Source organism: Pseudomonas sp., from assembly GCF_046581935.1.
GTDB lineage: Bacteria > Pseudomonadota > Gammaproteobacteria > Pseudomonadales > Pseudomonadaceae > Aquipseudomonas.
In genome coordinates this window covers 235,098-255,094 of sequence record NZ_JAYGFK010000014.1, presented here as the reverse complement: position 1 = coordinate 255,094, position 19,997 = coordinate 235,098, and the positions used below count along the sequence as shown (strand labels likewise).

Below are 19,997 nucleotides of genomic sequence, written 5' to 3'. Positions count from 1 at the left end.
TAAACCCGCTACTGCTTGAACTCGAATTGCAGTTCCGCACCTTCGACTGACTGCCAATATTCATCACCGCGCTCATTGGTGATCAGCTTGCCATTGAGCTGGAAGGAGCTTTCAGCGGCAGGCTTCTCAGCAAACAGCGGCGGCAACAGCGACGACGTTTGATCGTTGAATGGCTCTTGCGGCGGCAATGATTGAAGCGCCTCAGCAGGCAGGCTTAGGTCTAGCGGAGCTTTGAACACCGGCGCACTGACAAGCGCAGGGGCTTTGGGCTTGGCCGGAGCAGTTGAGGATTTGCTTGCTGTGTTGCTCTGTTGCTTGAGCGGGCGCACAGCGGCGGCAGCAGGGTCTGGCTTACTGGCGGAAGGCTTGCTTGCGAGGGGTTTCTCGGCAGGCGCGGCCTTAGTGGAATGCTCCTGCACGGCAGGCTGTTTGGCTTGCTCAGGCGGGTTAGCGGATTGCTCACAAGCGGCGACTGACAGTAATGCCAGCAGCAGCGCGAGGCTTCGAATAGAGGTCATGGCAGATACAAAGGCAGAGATACAAGCCGCTATGCTCGCCCCAGCCTAGCGCCACTGGCAAGCCTGCAATCTGTACCGCAGGTAACAAGATGATGAAACGGCCCGACGACCATCGCTTGCGACGGTCGCCAAATATCCGTCTTGGCGACTCAGTCCGCCTGTTGTAACTGCTGCAACTGCGCGTTGATATCCAACTCCGGGTACTCACGCATCAGCTGTAGCAGCAAGACATCGGCCTCATCCGTCCAACCATCCTGACGCAGCTTGAGCAGCCGTTGTAACTCGCTGCGCAGTGGCTGCTTGGCCTGACTGCCCGCAACTTTTTCGCGGGTTTGCACGGCAGGTGCGCGGGCTGCTTGTGGTAGCTGCTCAGGCAAAGTATCGACCGCCGCTTCTTCACGCAACCGTGAGTTGCCGACGTCAGCCGAACGCTTCTTCTCGGTCTTGGCGGCATCGGCACTGTAGTTCTGGATCTGCGGTGCAGGCTGCGCCGCCCGCGAACGCTGCAGCTCATCAGCAAGCGCAGCAGATTCCGCCAACGGTGCGGGTACCGGCACCGACTGCGGTGCCATCTTGGCAGCGGCCGGAGCCATAGGCGCGCCACGTGGCACCGCATCAAATGCATTCGGTGCCTGCTCGACTGTGCGCCAGGTCAGGCTCACGCCGATGCCCAGGCAGGCAACCCCAGCCAACGCGACCGACCAACGCTGCCGACCGCCTGCGCCGAATAACCAACGGTGCAACCGCGCGCCCAGGCTCGGCCGGGGCTCGGCTGCAGTGGTGCGGCGCGCTGCAGCACTGGCTGCCGCGAGAATCTGTGCATCCAGCTGCGCACTGGGTTCACCACTGCTGTGCTGACGGAAGTGCTCAAGCATCTGCCGTTCCTGCTCATCAGGCATGTGTGGATCGTGCTTCATACGGACAACTCCTCGGCGGCCGGGTCAGCCAGCAGCCGACGTAACTTCTGCAGGGCATAACGTAAACGGCTTTTCACCGTTTCGGCGGGTATCTGGGTCAGCTCGGCGATATCGGCCAGCTCCATATCCCCGTGGGCGCGCAACAGAAACACTTCACGCTGCTCTGCTGGCAAGTCGGCCAAAGCGGCCTGCAATCGCTGCTGATCGCGGCTCAGGCTGAGCTGTTGCTCTGGGTTCGGTTGCGGGTCGTGCGGGGCATGTTGTTGCTCATCATATTCATCATGCCCCGCCTGATGCCGACCGTGCTTGCGCCAATGATCGATCAACCGGTTGCGGCCAATCTGATACAGCCAGGTTTTGAACTGCACGGCTTCGCGCTGCTCGCTCTGACTGCGGATCAGGCTCATCCAGGTGTCCTGAAACACCTCCTCGGCCAGCGCGTGATCACCGCACAGGCCAAGGAGAAAGCGGAACAAGCCGAGCCGGTGGCGCTGGTACAACTCGGCGAAAGCCGTTGCATCACCGCGGCGGTAGCGCCGCAACAAGGCGGCGTCGTCATCCGTGAGGGGTCGATTCACTGCTGTACTCGTGCGGTAGTTGAACGGGTCGGCGCAGTTTGCAGGCTCTGCGCCAGTTCCACCAGTTGCACAAACTCGGCACGCAGGCCAAAGCGATCATCGCCCTTGGCATTGCGCGCCAGCTCAGCGCTATCAGCCAGGCTAAAGCGCCCGGTGTAAGTCTCACCCTTGAGCTGCTGGGCAAAGGCGGCCACAGCGGCGGCAAAGCGCAGGTCTTCGCTGGCCTGGCTGATTGCAGGTACAGCAGAGGCCTGAATCGGTTGCTCCAGCAATTTGCTGACAGCCTGCCCCGGTGCCTTGTAGCGAATGCGCAGCCAGGCCAGTTCGCCCGCTTTGCGGTCGGTTTTTGCTGCGGCCTGATAGCGCAGTGGCTCCAACCAGCCCTTGCCGCCAACCGGCACCACTTCATACAGGGCGGTTACCGTATGGCCTGCGCCAATTTCGCCGGCATCGACCTTGTCGTTGCTGAAATCCTCACGCTTTAGCGCGCGGTTCTCGTAACCCAGCAGGCGATACTCGCTGACCTCAGCCGGGTTGAACTCGACCTGAATTTTCACATCGCTAGCCACAGTCGCAAGAGTCGAACTGAGCTGATCGACCAGCACCTTGCGCGCCTCGCGCAGGTTGTCGATATAGGCGTAGTTACCATCACCGGCATCGGCCAACTGCTCCATCAACTGCTCGTTGTAGTTGTCGGTACCAAAGCCGAGCGTAGTCAGCGATACGCCAGTCTTGCGTTTATCCGTAGCCAGCTGCTTGAGCGTCTCGAAATCACTGATGCCAACGTTAAAATCACCATCGGTGGCCAGCAAAATGCGGTTGATACCGCCGTCAATAAAACCCTGTTGCGCCTGCTGGTAAGCCAGTTGAATACCCGACTCTCCGGCCGTCGAGCCACCCGCCGAGAGCTGGTCGATAGCGGCGCGAATCTTAGCTTTCTCGCTACCAGCAGTTGGCTCCAACACTACACTGGAGGAACCGGCGTAGACCACCAGCGACACTTTGTCCTGACCGCGCAACTGCTCAACCAGCAGCTTTAACGTGCTCTGCACCAGCGGCAAACCATCGCGGCGATCCATCGAGCCAGAAACATCCACCAGAAATACCAGATTGGCCGGCGGCAACTCATCGACTCGCAGGTCTGACGCTTTAATAGCGATACGCAACAGGCGGCTTTCAGGGTTCCACGGTGTGGCCGCCAGCTCGGTGTGCACGCCAAACGGCAGATCACCCTTCGGCAGCGGGTAGGCATAGGGGAAGTAATTGACTAGCTCCTCTAGGCGCACCGCATCCTGCGGCGGCAGTTGTCCGCCATTGAGGAAGCGCCGCACATTGGCGTAGCTGCCTGTATCCACATCGATACTGAAGGTCGACACGGGCGTCTCGGCGACGGCGTGTACCGGGTTGTCAGCCAGCTTTTGGTATTGCTCGCGGTCCTCGTCACGGTAGCCAGGCGGCAAAGCATCAGCCTGCACGGACATCGGCATTGGTGCATAGGCCACGCTAGGCATCACCATGCCTACAACCGCATGTTTGCGTTGTAACTCAGCGGGTGCGGCCAGTTGCTCATGCAACACAGCACGCTCAAGGTCATGCGCCTGATCGCTTAGCGCTGGACCGGCAGCAGCCTTGACTGGAGCATCCGGATTGGCGGCGCTGCAAGCACCCAGGCTAATCAGTACGCCAGCGGCAAAAACGGCAAGCAAAGGACGGGTAAACAAAACGGGGTAAGCGGACATGGGCGTGGCTCCTGAGCGATCGAATAAACCATTCGCTCAGGTAGACGCAGCGCGGTGATGAGTCGGGTTAAAACCTGATTAAAAACTGGCAGTCGCTTCCTGACACAGCTGTCCGGCCAGCATGCCCAGGGTCATCAAGGCACGCTCGGCTTCGCGATTCCATGGAATGCCACAGTTCAGGCGGATGCAGTGATTGAACTGCTCGGTATTACTGAAAATCAGCCCCGGGGCGATGCTGATGCCCTGCTGCAAGGCACTGACATGCAGGTCTTTGGTGTTAACCCGTGCCGGCAAGCTGACCCAGAGAATAAAGCCTCCCTTGGGCCGGCTCATCTGCGTCCCTTCGGGGAAATACTTCTGCACCGCCAACTGGAAGGCGCTGAGATTCTTGCGGTACTCCTGACGGATAAAGCGCAGGTGGCGGTCATAACCGCCGTTCTCCAGATAAGCCGCCACGGCCATTTGCGTCACGCTGCACGCCGAGTGGGTGCTGAAGGTCTGTAGACGTTGGATCTCATCCTGATACTTACCGGCAATAATCCAACCGATACGCACGCCGGGTGAAAGGGTTTTCGAGAAACTCGAGCAATACACCACCCGCCCCTCGCGATCATGCGACTTGAGCGACTTGGTCGGGCCTTGTTCGAACAGCAACTCGCCGTAGATATCGTCTTCGACAATCTGAATATCGTAATCACTGGCCAAGCGCAGCAATTGGCGCTGACGCGGCTCAGGAATGGTGCCGCCCAACGGGTTACTCAAGCGCGCAGTGAGCACCAGCGCCTTGATCGGCCACTGGTTGGCCGCCAGTTGCAACGCTTCCAGGCTGATTCCCGTATCCGGGTCGCTGGGGATTTCGATAACTTTCAGGCCGAGCAGGTCAGCCAACTGCAGCAGACCGTAATAGGTCGGCGACTCGGTGGCGATCAGGTCGCCCGGCTTGGTCAACACGCGCAGGCTCATCTGCAAAGCATCGACACAGCCATGGGTGATTACTACTTCGCTCGGATCAACCACTACACCGGCGTCGCGCATGCGAATCGCCACCTGACGCCGCAGCGGTTCAAAGCCCGGGCTGAACATGTAGCTGAAAGCGCGCGCACTGTGAAAACGCGTGACCTTGGCCAACTGCTGGTGCAACGCGCGCACTGGCAAGTAATCCACATGCGGTACTGCTGCGCCCAGCGGGAACACACCTTCACGGCGCGACTCGGTAAGCACCTGATTGATGATACTGCTGCGGGTGACCAACCCTGGGCGCTCGACCCGAGCAATATCCGGAGTCGGCGCAGTCAAGGCTGGAGTCTGATGCACATAGAAGCCAGACTGCGGCCGAGCACGAATCAGCCCCTGATCTTCCAAGTTGGCGTAGGCCTGCAACACAGAAGCATGGCTGACGCTGAGCTGCGCGCTCATCTTGCGCACCGAGGGTACGCGCTCACCCGGTTGGTAAACGCCACGGCGAATGTCTTCCGCCAGTTGCTGGGCAATGCGCTGATAAAGCAACAGACTGGTCATAACCGCGTTCCTGCTTGACTGAACCGTAACAGTAAACCGGCTTATTTAAATTGCACCGGTACAGTGCAATAAATTGTGGACGATACAGTGCCAAATCGCCAGGACTGTACCCGTTGATCAGCAGGTGCTGTGGTTCAGTATCCGTGCGAGCGACAGACTGCAAAGGCAGCAGCAGGAGTGACAAACAATAAAAACCCCGGTTATCCGGGGTTTTTAAACTGTTTATGATTCAGCGCACTGAGCCAAGATTGCCTTGCTCATCAGAAAATACGATCTCGACCCGGCGATTCTGTGCACGGCCTTTGGCCGACGCATTCTCAGTGACCGGAAAGTTCTCTCCATGACCTTGCACCTCAATGCGCTTCGCATCGATGCCTAGATCGACCAGTACATCAGCAACCGCTTGAGCACGGGCACGGGAAAGCTCGAGGTTCTCCTGAGCATCACCACGACTATCGGTATAGCCCTCAATACGCACTATGCGGCGTGGGTTGAGCTGCAGAAACTGCACCAGCTTGAGCACGGTGCGATTGGCCGAGCCTTTCAAATCAGTGTGCCCGGCATCAAACAGTACATCGCCCAAGGTCATTACCAGACCGCGCTCGCTCTGCGTGGTAGCCAAGCTGACGATTTGCTCCTCAAGCCAATTGCTCTGATCCTGCGCACTGAGCAACTTTGCCTCGCGCAGTGCCAGTTGCAGGCGCTGGCGTTCAAGCTCCAGCTTGGCTGCACGCTCCTGATTCAGGTTAAGCGCACTCTTCTGTTCGGCAATGGCACTGTACTGCTGGCTGAGATAGGCGTAATGCACCACATCATCGGCACTGCCCCAGTAACTCGACAAACGATCAGCCTTAGCCAGTGACTCGCCCGCGCGGATCAGATCCTTGGGTGCACTGCGCAATACATCAGCATCTTCCTTGACCCGCTGGAAGGCGCTGTGAGCGGCTTCCAATGCTTGCTCACTGGAGCTGTGCGACGCGGCACAACCGCTCAACAAGAAAATGCCCAGAGTAATCGCGCAAACTTTCACAGAGGACTTCATTGCAGGCCTCCCAGCTGTTTACGCAAACGGTTGATAGCATTGTTTAACTCGACAAGCTGTTGCTGACTCTTTGCTGTCAGATGCTCGGCTTCTGCCAAGCGCGCATCCAACTCAGCTTGTTCGGCATGCACACGAGCCTGCTTGTAGTCCTCGTCCGTCATGGCCGCTTGTGCCAAGGCGAATTTCTCTTCGGCCAGACGCAGCGAAGCCGATTGCTCAGCAGATACGCCCAACGCTTTAGCCTGACTAAGCGCCTGTTCACTCAGGCGCAACTGCTCATCGGGCGCAGGATCGGATGCGCAAGCACTGAGCATGAGCGGCAACATGGCCATGCAGATACATCGATAAATCACAGAAATCACCTACTGTTTAGCCTCACCAACGGGGGTGGGCTGTTGTTCTTTCCAGAGCAGCAAATTGCGTTGCAGCAAGGCATCCGGTAAACCACTGGCGACTGCTTCAGTCATTTTCTGCGCAAGCATGCCGCGTAACCAAGGGTCATTACAGGAAGAGTTGTGCGACACCGCCAAGTACAACCCTTCACTGGAAATCGGCGGATCTAGTATCAGCAGATCGTCCTGTATGCCGAGGCTGTCGGCTACCGCCTGGCCGGGATAGCGCTCATACAAGACGTAGTCTGTACGTCCCTTTAACAGCTTGTGAAAAGCCTGGCTCAGGCTAGAAACGCCCTCTAGCGTCAGATTGCTCTTGGCGTAAGTATCAAATTGCTCACCAAAACTATTATTGACCAAGGTATCGCCAGTGCGCTCGCGCAAGTCTTCCCAACCCGCATAGGGGAACTCTGAACCACGGTGCACCCACACCACGGCAGGTGTGGAATAGAACGCCGGATGCACATAGTCCATCGCCCCTAAACGCGGCAACGTCAGAAAAGCACCTGCAACAAGGTCAACACGACCGGTTCTAACCTCATCCTGAGCGCGCGACCAAGGCCCGGTATAGATGATGTCCACCGCAACACCCAGCTCTTTGGCCAGGTGCTGTAACAAATCGGCATTGGCTCCAATCAACTTCTGCGGATTCTGCGGATCACGCCAGAGATAAGGTGGATACTCCGGATTACCCGTCGCCACCAAACGCTCACATTTGCCGGTGGCAACCGCCAAAGCCGGCATTAGCAGCCAGCCGAACAGGAGCAAAAACGACTTGGGTAAAACACGCTCAAACATTGGCAGTGTCTCGACTTAACCTTGAATGGGCACCTGCACACGCAGGGCGGGGAAAATTACGCTCATGCTAGCTTAATACGCATTCATACTAATTCGCGATAACGACCCTTCATGAAAAACTGATCGCGGACGGGGGGAATCTCAAGCAGATAACTACAGCGATCTTAACATTCATTGTGGCTAAGGCAGTCAAGCAGCGCACAAGGTTTGGCTGCCAACAACACAATAGCCGCCGTTCGCTTGCTAGCACTCCAATCCGCCGAATGAATGCCTTCGAGCTACCAAACTTAGTGACTAATAGCATGCTGGTGCTTTTAGCCTAGAGCTAGAGATCCAGCGTAAACAACAGACAGAAAAAAACCGCTCAATGAGCGGTTTTTTCAGTGCTGGGAGACTGGCTTAAACCAGTTTTTCCAACTCAGGTACAGCTTCAAACAGGTCTGCCACCAGGCCGTAATCGGCCACTTGGAAGATCGGCGCTTCTTCGTCCTTGTTGATCGCAACGATCACTTTGGAGTCTTTCATACCAGCCAAGTGCTGGATCGCGCCGGAAATACCAACGGCGATGTACAGCTGCGGCGCAACGATCTTGCCGGTCTGACCGACCTGCATATCGTTCGGTACGAAACCTGCGTCAACTGCAGCGCGCGAGGCACCCACAGCCGCGCCCAGCTTGTCAGCCAGGGCGTACAGGTGCTTGAAGTTGTCACCGTTCTGCATGCCACGACCGCCGGAAACGACGATTTTCGCAGCTGTCAGTTCAGGGCGATCAGACTTGGCCAGTTCTTCACCGACGAAAGCCGACTTGCCAGCGTCGCCGCCAACAGCAACAGCCTCAACCGCCGCAGAACCGCCTTCAGCGGCAACCGGATCAAAACCAGTGCTACGCACGGTGATGACTTTAACGGCAGCAGACGATTGCACGGTGGCAATAGCGTTACCGGCGTAGATCGGGCGCTTGAAGGTGTCAGCGCTTTCAACGGAGATGATCTCGGAGATCTGATCAACATCTAGCTGCGCAGCAACGCGCGGCAGGATGTTTTTACCGTTGGAGGTAGCAGCAGCCAGGATGTGGCTGTAACCAGCACCCAGCTCGGCAACCAACGGCGCAACGTTTTCCGGTAGCTGATGCGCAAAAGCAGCATTGTCAGCAACCAGCACCTTGGTAACGCCAGCAACTTTGGCAGCAGCTTCGGCAGCTGCACCGCAAGCGGCACCCGCAACCAGAACGTGGATGTCGCCACCGATTTTCGCGGCAGCAGCCACGGTGTTCAGCGTGGCAGGAGCCAGGGCGGCATTGGTGTGTTCAGCGATAACCAGGATAGTCATTTAGATTACCTTCGCCTCGTTCTTCAGTTTCTCGACCAGTTCAGCCACGGACTTGACCTTGATGCCGGCACTGCGGCTAGCAGGCGCTTCGACTTTCAGGGTTTTCACAGTGGAAGCAGTGGAAACACCCAGATCGCTCGGGGTGACAGTTTCCAGCGGCTTCTTCTTGGCTTTCATGATGTTTGGCAGCGACGCATAACGCGGCTCGTTGAGACGCAGGTCGGTGGTCACGATCGCCGGCAGGTTCAACGCAACGGTTTGCAGACCGCCGTCGATTTCACGGGTCACGTTGACCTTGTCACCGGCGACTTCGACCTTGGAGGCGAAAGTACCTTGGGCGAAGCCTGTCAGGGCACCGAGCATCTGGCCAGTCTGGTTGTTGTCGCTGTCGATGGCTTGTTTGCCCAAGATCACCAACTGCGGTTGCTCTTTATCGACCACTGCTTTAAGCAGCTTGGCCACAGCCAGAGAGTTCAGCTCGTCCGCAGATTCGACCAGAATGGCACGATCAGCGCCCAGCGCCAGCGCGGTACGCAGTTGCTCTTGAGCAGTGGTTGGGCCGATGGTTACGACAACGATCTCGCTCGCAACGCCCTTCTCTTTAAGGCGTACAGCTTCTTCCACGGCGATTTCGCAGAAAGGGTTCATCGACATCTTGACGTTGGCAAGATCAACGCCGCTGTTGTCCGCTTTGACGCGCACTTTGACGTTGTAGTCGACCACTCGTTTGACAGCTACAAGAACCTTCATGGATTCCTCGTTACTCTCCGGTGAATAAGAATGTCGCCAGAAGCGAACATGGCGGGAACTGCAAACCGGCCGGAACCGGGAGTCAACCAGTAACGGCAGACACAAAACCGACCGTATCTTGACCGCACGACCTAGGCTGGTCAATACAACGGAGCGGCCAATCGTCAGCGATGTAGTAAGATTCTAACAGCCCTACAGAAAATTCAAACAAACGTTTGTATTGGCCCATCCGAAGGGTCTGGATATAATGCGCCAGCATCGCTCATGGAACGAGCTTGATCGCCAAATAAAATTAGAGAGCCCTGAGTAGGAGATAGCCTGTGGAACGCGAATTTATGGAGTTCGACGTCGTCATCGTCGGCGCCGGCCCTGCCGGTTTGTCCGCCGCCTGCCGACTGAAACAGAAAGCCGCCGAAGCGGGTAAAGAAATCAGCGTCTGCGTGGTCGAAAAAGGCTCCGAAGTCGGCGCCCATATTCTCTCCGGTGCAGTGTTCGAGCCTCGTGCATTAAACGAACTCTTTCCAGACTGGAAAGAACTCGGCGCGCCATTGAATACGCCGGTCAAGCGTGACGACATCTATGTACTGAGCAATGCCGAGAAAGCCACCAGAGTTCCGGACTTCTTCGTGCCCAAGACCATGCACAACCATGGCAACTACATTATTTCCCTGGGCAACCTGTGCCGCTGGCTGGCGCAACAAGCGGAAAACCTCGGCGTAGAAATCTACCCAGGCTTTGCCGCTCAAGAAGCGCTGATCAATGAAGAAGGCGCGGTCTATGGCATTCTAACTGGCGACCTTGGCGTCGACCGTGAAGGCAACCCGAAAGAGGGTTACTACACCCCGGGCATGGAATTGCGCGCCAAGTACACGCTGTTCGCTGAAGGTTGCCGCGGCCATATCGGCAAGCAACTGATCAAGAAATTCAACCTCGACTCCGAAGCCGATGCCCAGCATTACGGCATCGGTATCAAGGAAATATGGGACATCAACCCGGCCAAGCATGAGCAAGGCTTGGTAGTGCACACCGCCGGCTGGCCACTGGATATCGTGGGCACCGAAAACACCGGTGGCTCGTTCCTCTATCACCTGGAAAATAATCAGGTAGTCGTTGGCCTGATTGTTGACCTATCGTATAGCAACCCGCACCTGTCGCCGTTTGATGAGTTCCAGCGCTACAAGCATCACCCGGTGATCGCTCAGTACCTGGAAGGCGGCAAACGCGTTGCCTACGGTGCTCGCGCAATCTGCAAAGGCGGCTTAAATTCGCTGCCAAAGATGGTCTTCAACGGTGGCGCACTGATTGGTTGCGACCTCGGCACTCTGAACTTCGCTAAGATCAAGGGCAGCCACACCGCTATGAAGTCCGGCATGCTCGCCGCAGACGCCGTGGCTGAGGCGCTGTTTGCCGGCAAGGAAGGCGGCGACCAGCTGACCGGCTACGTCGACGCATTCAAGGCCAGCTGGCTGTATGACGAGCTGTTCCGCAGCCGCAACTTCGGCCCAGCGCTGCACAAGTTCGGCCCACTGGTTGGTGGTGGCTTCAACTGGCTCGACCAGAACATCTTTGGCGGCAAGATCCCCTTCACACTGCACGACACCAAGCCTGACTATGCCTGTCTGAAACCAGCTGCAGAAGCACAGAAGATCAGCTACCCGAAACCCGACGGCAAACTCAGCTTCGACAAGCTCAGCTCGGTATTCCTCTCCAACACCAACCATGAAGAGGAACAACCCTGCCATCTGCAGCTCAGCGACCCGAGCATTCCGCTGAGCAAGAACCTGCCCATGTATGACGAACCGGCGCAGCGCTACTGCCCAGCGGGCGTATACGAGATCGTCACCAAGGAAGATGGCGAGCAGAAATTCCAGATCAATGCGCAGAACTGCGTGCACTGTAAAACCTGCGACATCAAAGACCCTGCCCAGAACATTAACTGGGTGGCGCCTGAAGGTGCCGGTGGGCCTAACTACCCCAATATGTAAGATGTAAAAAGGCTCCCTCGGGAGCCTTTTTTATTACGCTGAATTCAACCACAAAGAGAGAGAATCAGTCTGGCTGCGGACCAATCGGGAAAAACACACCGCCGCTCCATACCCCAAGCCAGGTCTTGCCATTGATCTCGCGTGGCACCGCCAGCTCGACCAGCTGATAAAACACATTGCGGTGGATCAGCGCCTCAAGATTAGTCCGCACATGTACATAGGGTGCAGGCTCATCGGTCGAAGCATCCAATTCGACCCTTAACGGATGCTCGCTGCCTGCTGCCACCTCATCCTCGACATTGGTGACAAAACGCAGTACCTGCGCCTCACCCTCACCGTCTACTTGCAGGCTGACCGCCACAAAGGGCGCGTCATCAACCTGAATACCAACCATCTCCACCGGCGTCACCAGCACATACTTATCGCCATCGCGGCGGATAATGGTGGAGAACAGTTTGACCATCGGCTTACGGCCAATCGGCGTCCCCATGTAATACCAGGTGCCATCACGGGCGATACGCATATCGATATCGCCGCAGAAATCCGGGTTCCACAGATGCACCGGTGGTAAACCCTTGCCCTCACCTTTGGGGATCTGCGCCAGCAGATTGCCGACCTTATCTGTATCAGTCATTGATCAATGCCCTAAGCCCAACAAACGCCGCGCGTAATCCTCTAGCGCCGGACCGATTAACTCTTCTGGCTTGGCATCATAAAGCGTTAGAAGGCCTCCACGACTACGAATGCGCGCAGTATCGACCAAATAGCGGGTATTAGTTTCGAGCAGCATCAGCTGAATCACCCCACGATCAGTGCCCAAACGGTCCAATGCCTCCTGATCCTCCCACTCTTCCACAGTACCGATCCGGTCATCGGCATAGGCAAAGCGGCTGTACAGCAAGTAATGCGCCCCGGCCTCACGGGCCTCGACCAGCGACTCCTCCAGTCCAAGCGGTGCCTTGGCGCGGCGCACCATGGGGAAATACTCGATAAACCCCTTGTAGGCTTCTTCGGCCACCACATTGGGTCGCGGATAGGCGCCACCCGGCGGTACAAAAGGGCCCTGAGCGATATAGATAAATGAGTCGGCCTGCAAGCGCCAAGGGCTGGCGCGGCGCGTCTGGCTATGGTCGAGCACGCCTACATCGCGCAGTTGATAAATCGCCTCATCGGCAAGATCACTGGCTTTCATGCAGCCGCCAAGCAGCAACAAACCCACAAACAGCAACAAACCACGCATCTCGCTTCTCCTGCAGCCGGTGACGGAAAACCGGCATATAGCGCCTAGATGCAGATTTCACGCCATCCGCCGCCGCTCATAAACCGCGCTGCCACTCCTGGCGTAACGGGGCTTGCTGCGGCTGCTCGATAGCCTGTTGCACTTGTGCCAGTAGGCGTGCTTTGTCTGCACCGAGCGTGCCCTTTAGCACCAGGTAGTTGGACGCATGATCACTGCGAAAGACTGTGTCACGCAGCTCCAAGCCACTGAGCAAACGCTCGACCTCAACAAACAGCTGTTGCTGGCTGAGCGGTTGGTAATCGCTAAAGCCCTGGCGAAAGCGCGCCTCGCCCTGGGGGAAGCTCACCACAAGGGTCGAAAGAAACTCCGGTTGTGATTCATTCATCAGGCGCGCGGAGTTATCCGCGTGCTGCTCGCTCAACAGCGCCCCACCAAGACCGTTGAGAATCATCACTGAACGGGTGATACCTGCCTGACCGAGCTTATCCAGCGCGCTGAGGCTGGACTCATAAGTCTCGCCCTTATTGACTCGCGCCAGCACCTCGTCATCACCGGACTCACAGCCAACATACGCCATACCCAGCCCGGCGTCGGCCAGCTCCTTGAGCTCATCCACCGACTTCTTGCGCAGGTTACGCGGCAGGCAATAACTGGACACGCGCGAGACCTCGGGCATGTGCTCGCGAATCGCAGTGAGAATGGTCAGCAAGCGTCGCGTAGACATGACCAAGGCATCACCGTCCGCAAGGAACACCCGCTGCACGATCATCCGCTCACCGGTTAGACGAATCTCGTTGAGCACCTCAGCTTCGGCGCGCGCGCGGAATTTCTTCTGCTCTTGAGTGTACATTTCACAGAAGCTACAGCTATTCCACGAGCAGCCATTGGTCACCGGCAGAATCAGCGAGTGGGCCTCACTGGGCGGACGGAAAACGGGTTCGATATAGCTGATTGGGAAGTCGTGCATGAGCCTCACTCAGAATTGCTGGTGATCTCAGCCACCAATAATTTTCATCACTGTGGCACCGCCGGAGAACGCCACATCCTGCTTGTCGCCCAGCGCTTTGACCAACAACCCCTGTAGCGCTGGCAAAGCCTGATGGCGCGGCTTGTCGAGTAAATCACCGACATAATGACGATTGCTTGAGGACAGGCAGCCATGCAGCCAACCCGTAGAGGACAGGCGTAAGCGCGAGCAGGTACGGCAGAACGGTACGCTTTCATTGGCAATCACACCAAAGTGGCCAAGGCCCGGGATGGCGAAGCGCAGCGCTGTCGCGTCCAGTGGCGCATGCGCCTGGACATATTCATAGCGACTGCCAATCAGCGCCAGCAACTCGGGCATACCGATAAACTGGCGCTGAAAGGCGTTACCGTCGCGGGCCAGATGGCCCATACGCATCAACTCGATAAAGCGCAGCTCGAAGCCGTTGATCAGGCAATAATCGAGCAGCGGCAGCACCTGATCGAGGTTCTGCCCATGCAGCGGCACCATGTTGACCTTGATCTGTATACCCGCCGCCCGCGCCTGCTGCAGGCCATCCAGCACAGTCGCCAGGTCACCGCCACGGGCAATCGTGCGAAATGCCGCAGCGTCCAAGGTGTCCAGAGAAATGTTCAAGCGGCGGATGCCGCACTCCAGCAGCAACGGCAGCTTGCGCGTCAACAGTTGGCCATTGCTGGTCAGGCTGATATCGGCCAGCCCCAACTGACTAACACCGCGCAGAAAGTCTTCCAGCTTAGGGCTGACCAACGGCTCGCCGCCGGTGATGCGCAGACGCTCAATACCTGCAGCTTCTATCAGGTAAGCCACACCGCGTAGCATCGCCTCAGCCGACAGCTCGTCCTGCGCCGCCACTAGCCGCTTACCGTCAGGTACGCAGTAGGTGCAGGCATAGTTGCAGGCAGCTGTCAGGCTGATGCGCAGGTTGCGAAAGCGTCTGCCCTGGCGGTCAACAATCATGCACAGCTCCAGCAAATATGAGCGTCGAGTATAAAGCCGGCATCAGGGCAGCAGAGTTGTTATCCACTCGCTGAATGCCTCAGCTATTTGGCGTGTCGCCCTCACGCTTGCGCTTATTGCCCATGCGTACGCCGATATCCATGAGGAACTGGAAGAAACCTTCCTGATCTTCCAGCACATTGCTCCAGAATGGCGAGTGATACAGCGCCACCGCACCGTGCACCAACGCCCAAGCAGCGCAGTAATGGAAATACGGCGGCACGTCTTCCAGCTTGCCCTCGGAAATACGGCCTTTAATCAGCTGAGTCAGCCGCTCGAAGTTGGACGCGCGGATTTTGTGCAGTTGCTCGACCATCTCCGGCACTTGATTACCCTTGACCACCTTCTCTTCTAGGCGATCAAACAAGCGGTAGCGCTGTGGGTCACGCATGCGGAACTCGAAGTAGGCGCGCGACAAGGCTTCCTTATCACGGTCGACATCGGCCGAATGCAGCAGCTCGTTAAGATCGCGCTCGTAATCAAGCATCAAGCGCAGATAGATCTCCGCCTTGGATTTGAAATGCTTATAGATGGTGCCTTTGCCGATACCAACCGTGTCAGCAATCAGCTCCACAGTCACGCTGTCCTCGCCTTGGTCAAGGAAGAGTTTCAATGCTGTGTCGAGAATTTCCTGTTCGCGGCGGCGAAACTCACGGACTTTGCGGGGTTCTTTATGCATAAAAGGACTACGGAGTCGATAAAAACGAAGGCGCGTATTATGCCTAACTAACGGCAAATTGCACGGATCATCCGACCATTCGTGCGGTTCGTGGCGAGTTCTCGCAACCGCTCTGCCTCCGCGGTCTACAACACAGTGAATGGCCAAGATCGCCAGGCGCTGCCCCCAAGAACGTCCAGACCGACGCTTGCGACCATCCGACCGGACTATCTATCGAGGTAATCTGAGGCAATCTGAGGCAAACACCGACAGCGGCCATTCAATACACCGGGACGCCTGCGGTGCAGCTGGCTACTGCTTGAGGACTCAGCAGCGCGCTCTGTATTCCAAATACGTTTAAGAATGCCGGCAAACAGCCTGGACGATCAGCAATCTTCACCAATACTGATCAGTACTGGTGTGCAGCGTATCCCCCAAGCGCTCCACCAGACAGGGTCGCGAGGATCGCGCACCTTGTTTTACTCCTAATGGTCTTAACCCGGTCTCATCCCCCAGAGCCCGGGTTTTTTTTGCGCGTAGAGATCTCTGCGTACACCCTATGGACATTTGCGCGCGAGATCAAAAATGCTCAGGTATTTTGGCTGAACCGATTAAAGTTCAGCTCACCCGAGCCAAGGGGAACAAACGCTTGAAGTTGGCCGTGGTCTGCTCTGCCAGTTGCTCGAAGCTTACGCCGCGCAACACTGCCAGGTACTCAGCCACATCCCGCACATACTCAGGCAGGTTCGGCTTGCCGCGATGCGGGATAGGTGCCAGATAAGGCGAGTCGGTTTCTACCAGCAAACGATCTGCAGGCACCTGCCGCGCCACTTCACGCAGCGCCTCGGCATTGCGGAAGGTGACGATACCTGACAGCGAGATGTAGAAGCCGATATCCAGCGCGGCCTTGGCCATTTCCCAGTCTTCGGTAAAGCAGTGTAGCACCCCGCCCTGCGGCAGCGCCGCGTCACGCAGCAAAGCCAGGGTGTCAGCACGCGCCTCGCGGGTATGCACAATCACTGGTTTGCCGGTGACCTGTGCAGCCTGTAGGTGCAGACGAAATGCCTGCTGCTGCAACTCGGCTGCCTCAGGCTCGTAGTGATAATCCAGGCCGGTTTCGCCGATGGCCACGACCTGCGGATGATTCAACTCAGCAAGCAACCAATCCAACGCTGGCGCAGCGCCTGGCTGAAGATCCAGCGGGTGCACACCAACCGAGCAATCAACATCGGCATAACGTTCAGCCAAGCCTTTAACCGCCGCAACATTATCAGCGCTAACACCAATACACAGGAAATGACCGACACCACGCGCCCGCGCAGCATCCAGCGCCGCGTCGAGTGAACCGCTATGGGCCGCCAGATCGAGACGGTCAAGGTGACAGTGGGAATCAACCAGCATGAGAACTAATCACTTCAGAGTCGGTGCCACAGAACGGGCACCGCAGTACGGAGAAAAAACCACTTACATGGTGTGTGTTGGACGATCCGAAGTCAGCGCGCCAGCCAGGTAGGTTTCGATTTTGTTGCGCGCGGTGTTATCGCCATCATTGAACTGCACGCCTACACCCGCAGCGCGGTTGCCCTGGGCACCTTTGGGGGTAATCCAAACAACCTTGCCGGCAACCGGAATTTTTTCCGGCTCATCCATCAGGTTGAGCAGCATGAATACTTCATCACCGAGCTTGTAGCTCTTGTTGGTTGGAATAAACAGGCCGCCATTCTTGATAAAGGGCATATAAGCGGCATAGAGCACGGATTTGTCCTTGATTGTCAGCGACAAAATTCCGTTACGCGGGCCCAAATTAGGAGGCAGACTCATGCGGCATTCCTGATTGTATTCACTTAACGGCCGATTCTAGCCCGGTCCGGGCAAGCTTGCCCACTGCACCAGCAAGGCTTCGAGAAGCAAGACACGGTTAAGGTTAGCTTTACCAATCACTTTCTGACGTTGCGCCAACAACCAATCTTGCATGTTGAGCACTTTCGGCTGCGGGGTTTTCTGCGCAAGGTACTGCACCACCTTGCGCATATCGGCATGCCCCAACCCTTCTTCATCACGAGTCAGTTGGTAACGCAGCATCAACTGTGACCACTGACAAAACCAGTCGAACAACAATTGCAGGGATACCGCATTCCAGCTTTCAGCCAGCTGGCTAGGCGAAATCTGCTGCTTGAGCAGTTTCTTCACCCCATCTACCACCTGCGCGCGCTGGGCGCTAACACCCTGCTCATGCATTTTTACGGCGGTTAGCGGCGAGCCTGCCGCGAGGAACAACAGCTCGCGATGCTCTTCGGTGCTACAACCTGGCAAGGCGTGCTCCAGCCACATCAGGCTCATCGCCTCACTCGGCAAAGGGCACGCTTGCTGCACGCAGCGACTCTTCACGGTAGGCAGCAAGCGACTGGGCTGATGGCTGATCAACAACAACACGGTATTGCCAGATGGTTCCTCCAAGCTTTTCAACAAGGCGTTGGCGGCATTGGTATTCATCGACTCAGTCGGCTCGACCAGCACCACTTTGCGCCCGGCCAGCTGTGCGGTCTGCACGACAAAACCGACCAAATCACGCACCTGGTCAACCTTGATCGCCTTGTCGGCTTCTTCTGGCTCAAGAATGTAGTTATCCGGATGGGTGCCAGCAGCCAATAAGTGACAGGACTTGCACTGGCCACAGGCATTTAAACCGTCAGGTCTTTGGCAAAGCAGGCGCGCCATCAGACGCTCAGCCAAGGCACGCTTACCGATACCGGCAGGACCATGCAGCAAATAGGCATGCGCATGCTGACTGCGGCCTGCCAGCTGTTGCCAAAGTGCATTCTGCCAGGGGTAAGCGTCAGCCACGCTGCAACTCCAACAGTTGCGGCAAGAGCTTATCCAGCGCCTGCTGAACCTCACCCAAGGATTGCGCGGCATCCACAATGCGGTAGCGTTGCGGTTGCTCTGCGGCGCGGCGCAAGTAAGTCTGGCGCACGGCATCGAAGAACTGCCGACCTTCCTGTTCAAAACGGTCGAGGCGACCGCGAGCGGCTGCGCGGGCTAAGCCGACTTCGATTGGCAGATCGAATATCAGAGTCAGGTCTGGGCGCAGCTCACGCTGCACAAACTCTTCCAGCAAGGCGATACGCACCTCACTCAAGCCGCGCCCGCCGCCCTGATACGCGTATGTAGCATCGGTGAAGCGATCACAGAGCACCACACAGCCACGCTCTAATGCCGGACGGATAACCTGCGCCAGATGCTGGGCCCGCGCAGCAAATACCAACAGCAGCTCGGTATCGGTTGCCATGGGCTCATCACTTGGTGCCAGCAGTAACTCACGCACTTTTTCCGCCAGCGGCGTACCGCCTGGCTCGCGGGTCAGCAACACCTCGACACCCTGCTCGCGCAGGCGCTCGGCCAAGTAGTCCCGATTAGTGCTTTTACCTGCACCCTCAGGACCTTCCAGGGTGATAAACAAACCGCTCACAGGCTGTCCTTACTGATTGTTGGGCGCTATAGGAGCTGGGCTCGAACGATAATCCGCACGGCGCTTGAGCTGATATTCACGCACAGCGCGATTGTGCTGTTCGAGGGAATTGGAAAACACATGACTGCCATCGCCACGAGCAACAAAATACAGACTGCTACCGTCGACCGGGTTCAACGCCGCATGGATGGCCTCACGACCGACCAGCGCAATAGGCGTCGGCGGCATGCCGTCAATGGTGTATGTGTTGTAGGCCGTGGGCTCACGAAGATCAGCCCGGGTAATGCGGCCATTGTAGCGCTCACCCATGCCGTAGATGACGGTCGGATCCGTTTGCAGGCGCATACCGATACGCAAGCGACGGACAAACACCCCGGCAATTTCGCCACGCTCGCTCGGCACGCCGGTTTCCTTCTCAACCATCGACGCCATGATCAATGCGTCATAAGGCTCTTTGTAGGGCAAACCCTCGGCGCGCTGAGCCCATTCTTCAGCCAACACCTGCTCCAAACGCGCATGCGCCTGCTTGAGCAGATCCAGGTCACTCATGCCGCGGACAAAACTGTAGGTATCAGGGAAGAAACGCCCTTCCGGGTTCAAGCCCGGCAGGCCAAGCTTTTGCATTAGCTCGGCGTCGCTCAGCTCACTCAAGGTCAGTTCAAGGCGCGTCTCACGCGCCAGCGCCGCGCGTACTTGACGAAAATTCCAGCCCTCAACCAGCGTCAGGCTGTACTGCAGTACTTCGCCACGCCACCACAAGTCGAGTAAATCGCTCGCACTGGTGCCAGGCATCAGGCGATATTCGCCACTGTGCAAAGGCTGATTACGCAGGTTAAAACGCCAGTACAGGCGCAGCCAGAAGGCTTGATCAAGGACGCCGTCGGCCTGCAGACGATTGAGCACACCACCCGGCGTCGCACCGGCAGGCACATCAACTACGTACTCTTCGCTAAGGTTCAAGGGCTGATGCAGTGCGGTGTACTGCTGCCAGGCCGCAAACGCAACCAGCAAACCAGCGACCAGAACGCTGCTTTCCAGCAGCAGCAAAATTTTGCGTATCAC

At 57.2% G+C, this 19,997-nt stretch carries 21 protein-coding genes; 1 reads left to right on the top strand and 20 read right to left on the bottom strand.

The annotated features are described in order from the left end of the window. Window positions 1-8 precede the first annotated feature (8 nt). The 10 genes from VCA57_RS12025 to VCA57_RS11980 form a co-directional block, all read right to left on the bottom strand. Window positions 9-518, bottom strand: coding sequence for a hypothetical protein (locus VCA57_RS12025; protein WP_411185257.1), 510 nt, complete (start codon window positions 516-518; stop codon window positions 9-11). A 149-nt stretch (window positions 519-667) separates the two neighbouring features. Continuing rightward, window positions 668-1,435 carry a hypothetical protein gene (locus VCA57_RS12020; RefSeq protein WP_411185256.1) on the bottom strand — a complete coding sequence of 256 codons (768 nt, stop codon included), beginning with the start codon at window positions 1,433-1,435 and terminating at the stop codon, window positions 668-670. Continuing rightward, complete coding sequence (locus VCA57_RS12015) at window positions 1,432-2,013, bottom strand: RNA polymerase sigma factor (protein WP_411185255.1); 582 nt, start codon at window positions 2,011-2,013, stop codon at window positions 1,432-1,434. The genes VCA57_RS12020 and VCA57_RS12015 overlap by 4 nt, the downstream gene beginning before the upstream one ends. Further along, a complete protein-coding gene (locus VCA57_RS12010) occupies window positions 2,010-3,752 on the bottom strand; it encodes a vWA domain-containing protein (protein WP_411185254.1) in 1,743 nt (580 codons plus the stop codon). The genes VCA57_RS12015 and VCA57_RS12010 overlap by 4 nt, the downstream gene beginning before the upstream one ends. A gap of 78 nt (window positions 3,753-3,830) precedes the next feature. Next, window positions 3,831-5,270, bottom strand: a complete 1,440-nt coding sequence (locus VCA57_RS12005) for a PLP-dependent aminotransferase family protein (protein WP_411185253.1) — start codon at window positions 5,268-5,270, stop codon at window positions 3,831-3,833. 229 nt (window positions 5,271-5,499) lie between these two features. Next, entirely contained in the window at window positions 5,500-6,312 is an 813-nt protein-coding gene (locus VCA57_RS12000; RefSeq protein WP_411185252.1) for an OmpA family protein, read from the bottom strand. Further along, window positions 6,309-6,644: a DUF4398 domain-containing protein gene (locus tag VCA57_RS11995; RefSeq protein WP_411185251.1), complete on the bottom strand. Its 336-nt coding sequence runs from the start codon at window positions 6,642-6,644 to the stop codon at window positions 6,309-6,311. The genes VCA57_RS12000 and VCA57_RS11995 overlap by 4 nt, the downstream gene beginning before the upstream one ends. A gap of 30 nt (window positions 6,645-6,674) precedes the next feature. Beyond that, a complete protein-coding gene (locus tag VCA57_RS11990) occupies window positions 6,675-7,502 on the bottom strand; it encodes a substrate-binding periplasmic protein (protein WP_411185250.1) in 828 nt (275 codons plus the stop codon). Between the two features lie 399 nt (window positions 7,503-7,901). Beyond that, window positions 7,902-8,831, bottom strand: a complete 930-nt coding sequence (locus tag VCA57_RS11985) for an electron transfer flavoprotein subunit alpha/FixB family protein (protein WP_411185249.1) — start codon at window positions 8,829-8,831, stop codon at window positions 7,902-7,904. Beyond that, window positions 8,832-9,581, bottom strand: coding sequence for an electron transfer flavoprotein subunit beta/FixA family protein (locus VCA57_RS11980; protein WP_411185248.1), 750 nt, complete (start codon window positions 9,579-9,581; stop codon window positions 8,832-8,834). It abuts the gene before it with no gap. A gap of 320 nt (window positions 9,582-9,901) precedes the next feature. Here VCA57_RS11980 and VCA57_RS11975 point away from each other — a divergent pair, with 320 nt between their 5' ends. Next, window positions 9,902-11,566, top strand: coding sequence for an electron transfer flavoprotein-ubiquinone oxidoreductase (locus VCA57_RS11975; RefSeq protein ID WP_411185247.1), 1,665 nt, complete (start codon window positions 9,902-9,904; stop codon window positions 11,564-11,566). A 64-nt stretch (window positions 11,567-11,630) separates the two neighbouring features. Here the strand turns inward: VCA57_RS11975 and VCA57_RS11970 are convergent, their stop codons facing one another. The 10 genes from VCA57_RS11970 to mltG form a co-directional block, all read right to left on the bottom strand. Beyond that, window positions 11,631-12,200 carry a DUF1285 domain-containing protein gene (locus tag VCA57_RS11970; RefSeq protein WP_411185246.1) on the bottom strand — a complete coding sequence of 190 codons (570 nt, stop codon included), beginning with the start codon at window positions 12,198-12,200 and terminating at the stop codon, window positions 11,631-11,633. Between the two features lie 3 nt (window positions 12,201-12,203). Next, on the bottom strand, window positions 12,204-12,806 hold the full coding sequence (locus tag VCA57_RS11965; protein ID WP_411185245.1) for a DUF4823 domain-containing protein: 603 nt from the start codon (window positions 12,804-12,806) through the stop codon (window positions 12,204-12,206). A gap of 76 nt (window positions 12,807-12,882) precedes the next feature. Then, the gene (locus tag VCA57_RS11960; RefSeq protein WP_411185244.1) at window positions 12,883-13,773 is read right to left on the bottom strand and encodes a radical SAM protein; all 891 of its coding nucleotides are present in this window, start codon (window positions 13,771-13,773) and stop codon (window positions 12,883-12,885) included. A gap of 27 nt (window positions 13,774-13,800) precedes the next feature. Beyond that, on the bottom strand, window positions 13,801-14,769 hold the full coding sequence (locus tag VCA57_RS11955) for a GTP 3',8-cyclase MoaA (protein ID WP_411185243.1): 969 nt from the start codon (window positions 14,767-14,769) through the stop codon (window positions 13,801-13,803). Window positions 14,770-14,848: 79 nt separating this feature from the next. Next, a complete protein-coding gene (locus VCA57_RS11950; RefSeq protein WP_411185242.1) occupies window positions 14,849-15,487 on the bottom strand; it encodes a TetR/AcrR family transcriptional regulator in 639 nt (212 codons plus the stop codon). 597 nt (window positions 15,488-16,084) lie between these two features. Beyond that, window positions 16,085-16,867, bottom strand: coding sequence for a TatD family hydrolase (locus VCA57_RS11945; protein ID WP_411185241.1), 783 nt, complete (start codon window positions 16,865-16,867; stop codon window positions 16,085-16,087). Between the two features lie 63 nt (window positions 16,868-16,930). Then, a complete protein-coding gene (locus tag VCA57_RS11940; RefSeq protein WP_090238100.1) occupies window positions 16,931-17,287 on the bottom strand; it encodes a PilZ domain-containing protein in 357 nt (118 codons plus the stop codon). Window positions 17,288-17,323: 36 nt separating this feature from the next. Then, window positions 17,324-18,310, bottom strand: a complete 987-nt coding sequence (locus VCA57_RS11935; RefSeq protein ID WP_411185240.1) for a DNA polymerase III subunit delta' — start codon at window positions 18,308-18,310, stop codon at window positions 17,324-17,326. Further along, window positions 18,303-18,935, bottom strand: coding sequence for a dTMP kinase (gene tmk, locus VCA57_RS11930; protein ID WP_411185239.1), 633 nt, complete (start codon window positions 18,933-18,935; stop codon window positions 18,303-18,305). Before tmk ends, VCA57_RS11935 begins: the two co-directional genes overlap by 8 nt. 9 nt (window positions 18,936-18,944) lie before the next feature. After that, window positions 18,945-19,997: an endolytic transglycosylase MltG gene (mltG, locus tag VCA57_RS11925; protein WP_411185238.1), complete on the bottom strand. Its 1,053-nt coding sequence runs from the start codon at window positions 19,995-19,997 to the stop codon at window positions 18,945-18,947.

Bases quoted from the DNA above. Each gene is read 5' to 3' on its own strand.
- VCA57_RS12020 (WP_411185256.1), bottom strand. From the start codon at position 1,435: ATGAAGCACGATCCACACATGCCTGATGAGCAGGAACGGCAGATGCTT.
- VCA57_RS11955 (WP_411185243.1), bottom strand. From the start codon at position 14,769: ATGATTGTTGACCGCCAGGGCAGACGCTTTCGCAACCTGCGCATCAGC.
- VCA57_RS11945 (WP_411185241.1), bottom strand. From the start codon at position 16,867: ATGCTGGTTGATTCCCACTGTCACCTTGACCGTCTCGATCTGGCGGCC.
- VCA57_RS12025 (WP_411185257.1), bottom strand. From the start codon at position 518: ATGACCTCTATTCGAAGCCTCGCGCTGCTGCTGGCATTACTGTCAGTC.
- VCA57_RS11965 (WP_411185245.1), bottom strand. From the start codon at position 12,806: ATGCGTGGTTTGTTGCTGTTTGTGGGTTTGTTGCTGCTTGGCGGCTGC.
- VCA57_RS11940 (WP_090238100.1), bottom strand. From the start codon at position 17,287: ATGAGTCTGCCTCCTAATTTGGGCCCGCGTAACGGAATTTTGTCGCTG.
- VCA57_RS11970 (WP_411185246.1), bottom strand. From the start codon at position 12,200: ATGACTGATACAGATAAGGTCGGCAATCTGCTGGCGCAGATCCCCAAA.
- VCA57_RS11985 (WP_411185249.1), bottom strand. From the start codon at position 8,831: ATGACTATCCTGGTTATCGCTGAACACACCAATGCCGCCCTGGCTCCT.
- VCA57_RS12000 (WP_411185252.1), bottom strand. From the start codon at position 6,312: ATGAAGTCCTCTGTGAAAGTTTGCGCGATTACTCTGGGCATTTTCTTG.
- VCA57_RS12005 (WP_411185253.1), bottom strand. From the start codon at position 5,270: ATGACCAGTCTGTTGCTTTATCAGCGCATTGCCCAGCAACTGGCGGAA.
- VCA57_RS11990 (WP_411185250.1), bottom strand. From the start codon at position 7,502: ATGTTTGAGCGTGTTTTACCCAAGTCGTTTTTGCTCCTGTTCGGCTGG.
- VCA57_RS11980 (WP_411185248.1), bottom strand. From the start codon at position 9,581: ATGAAGGTTCTTGTAGCTGTCAAACGAGTGGTCGACTACAACGTCAAA.
- VCA57_RS11950 (WP_411185242.1), bottom strand. From the start codon at position 15,487: ATGCATAAAGAACCCCGCAAAGTCCGTGAGTTTCGCCGCCGCGAACAG.
- VCA57_RS11995 (WP_411185251.1), bottom strand. From the start codon at position 6,644: ATGGCCATGTTGCCGCTCATGCTCAGTGCTTGCGCATCCGATCCTGCG.
- VCA57_RS11960 (WP_411185244.1), bottom strand. From the start codon at position 13,773: ATGCACGACTTCCCAATCAGCTATATCGAACCCGTTTTCCGTCCGCCC.
- VCA57_RS12010 (WP_411185254.1), bottom strand. From the start codon at position 3,752: ATGTCCGCTTACCCCGTTTTGTTTACCCGTCCTTTGCTTGCCGTTTTT.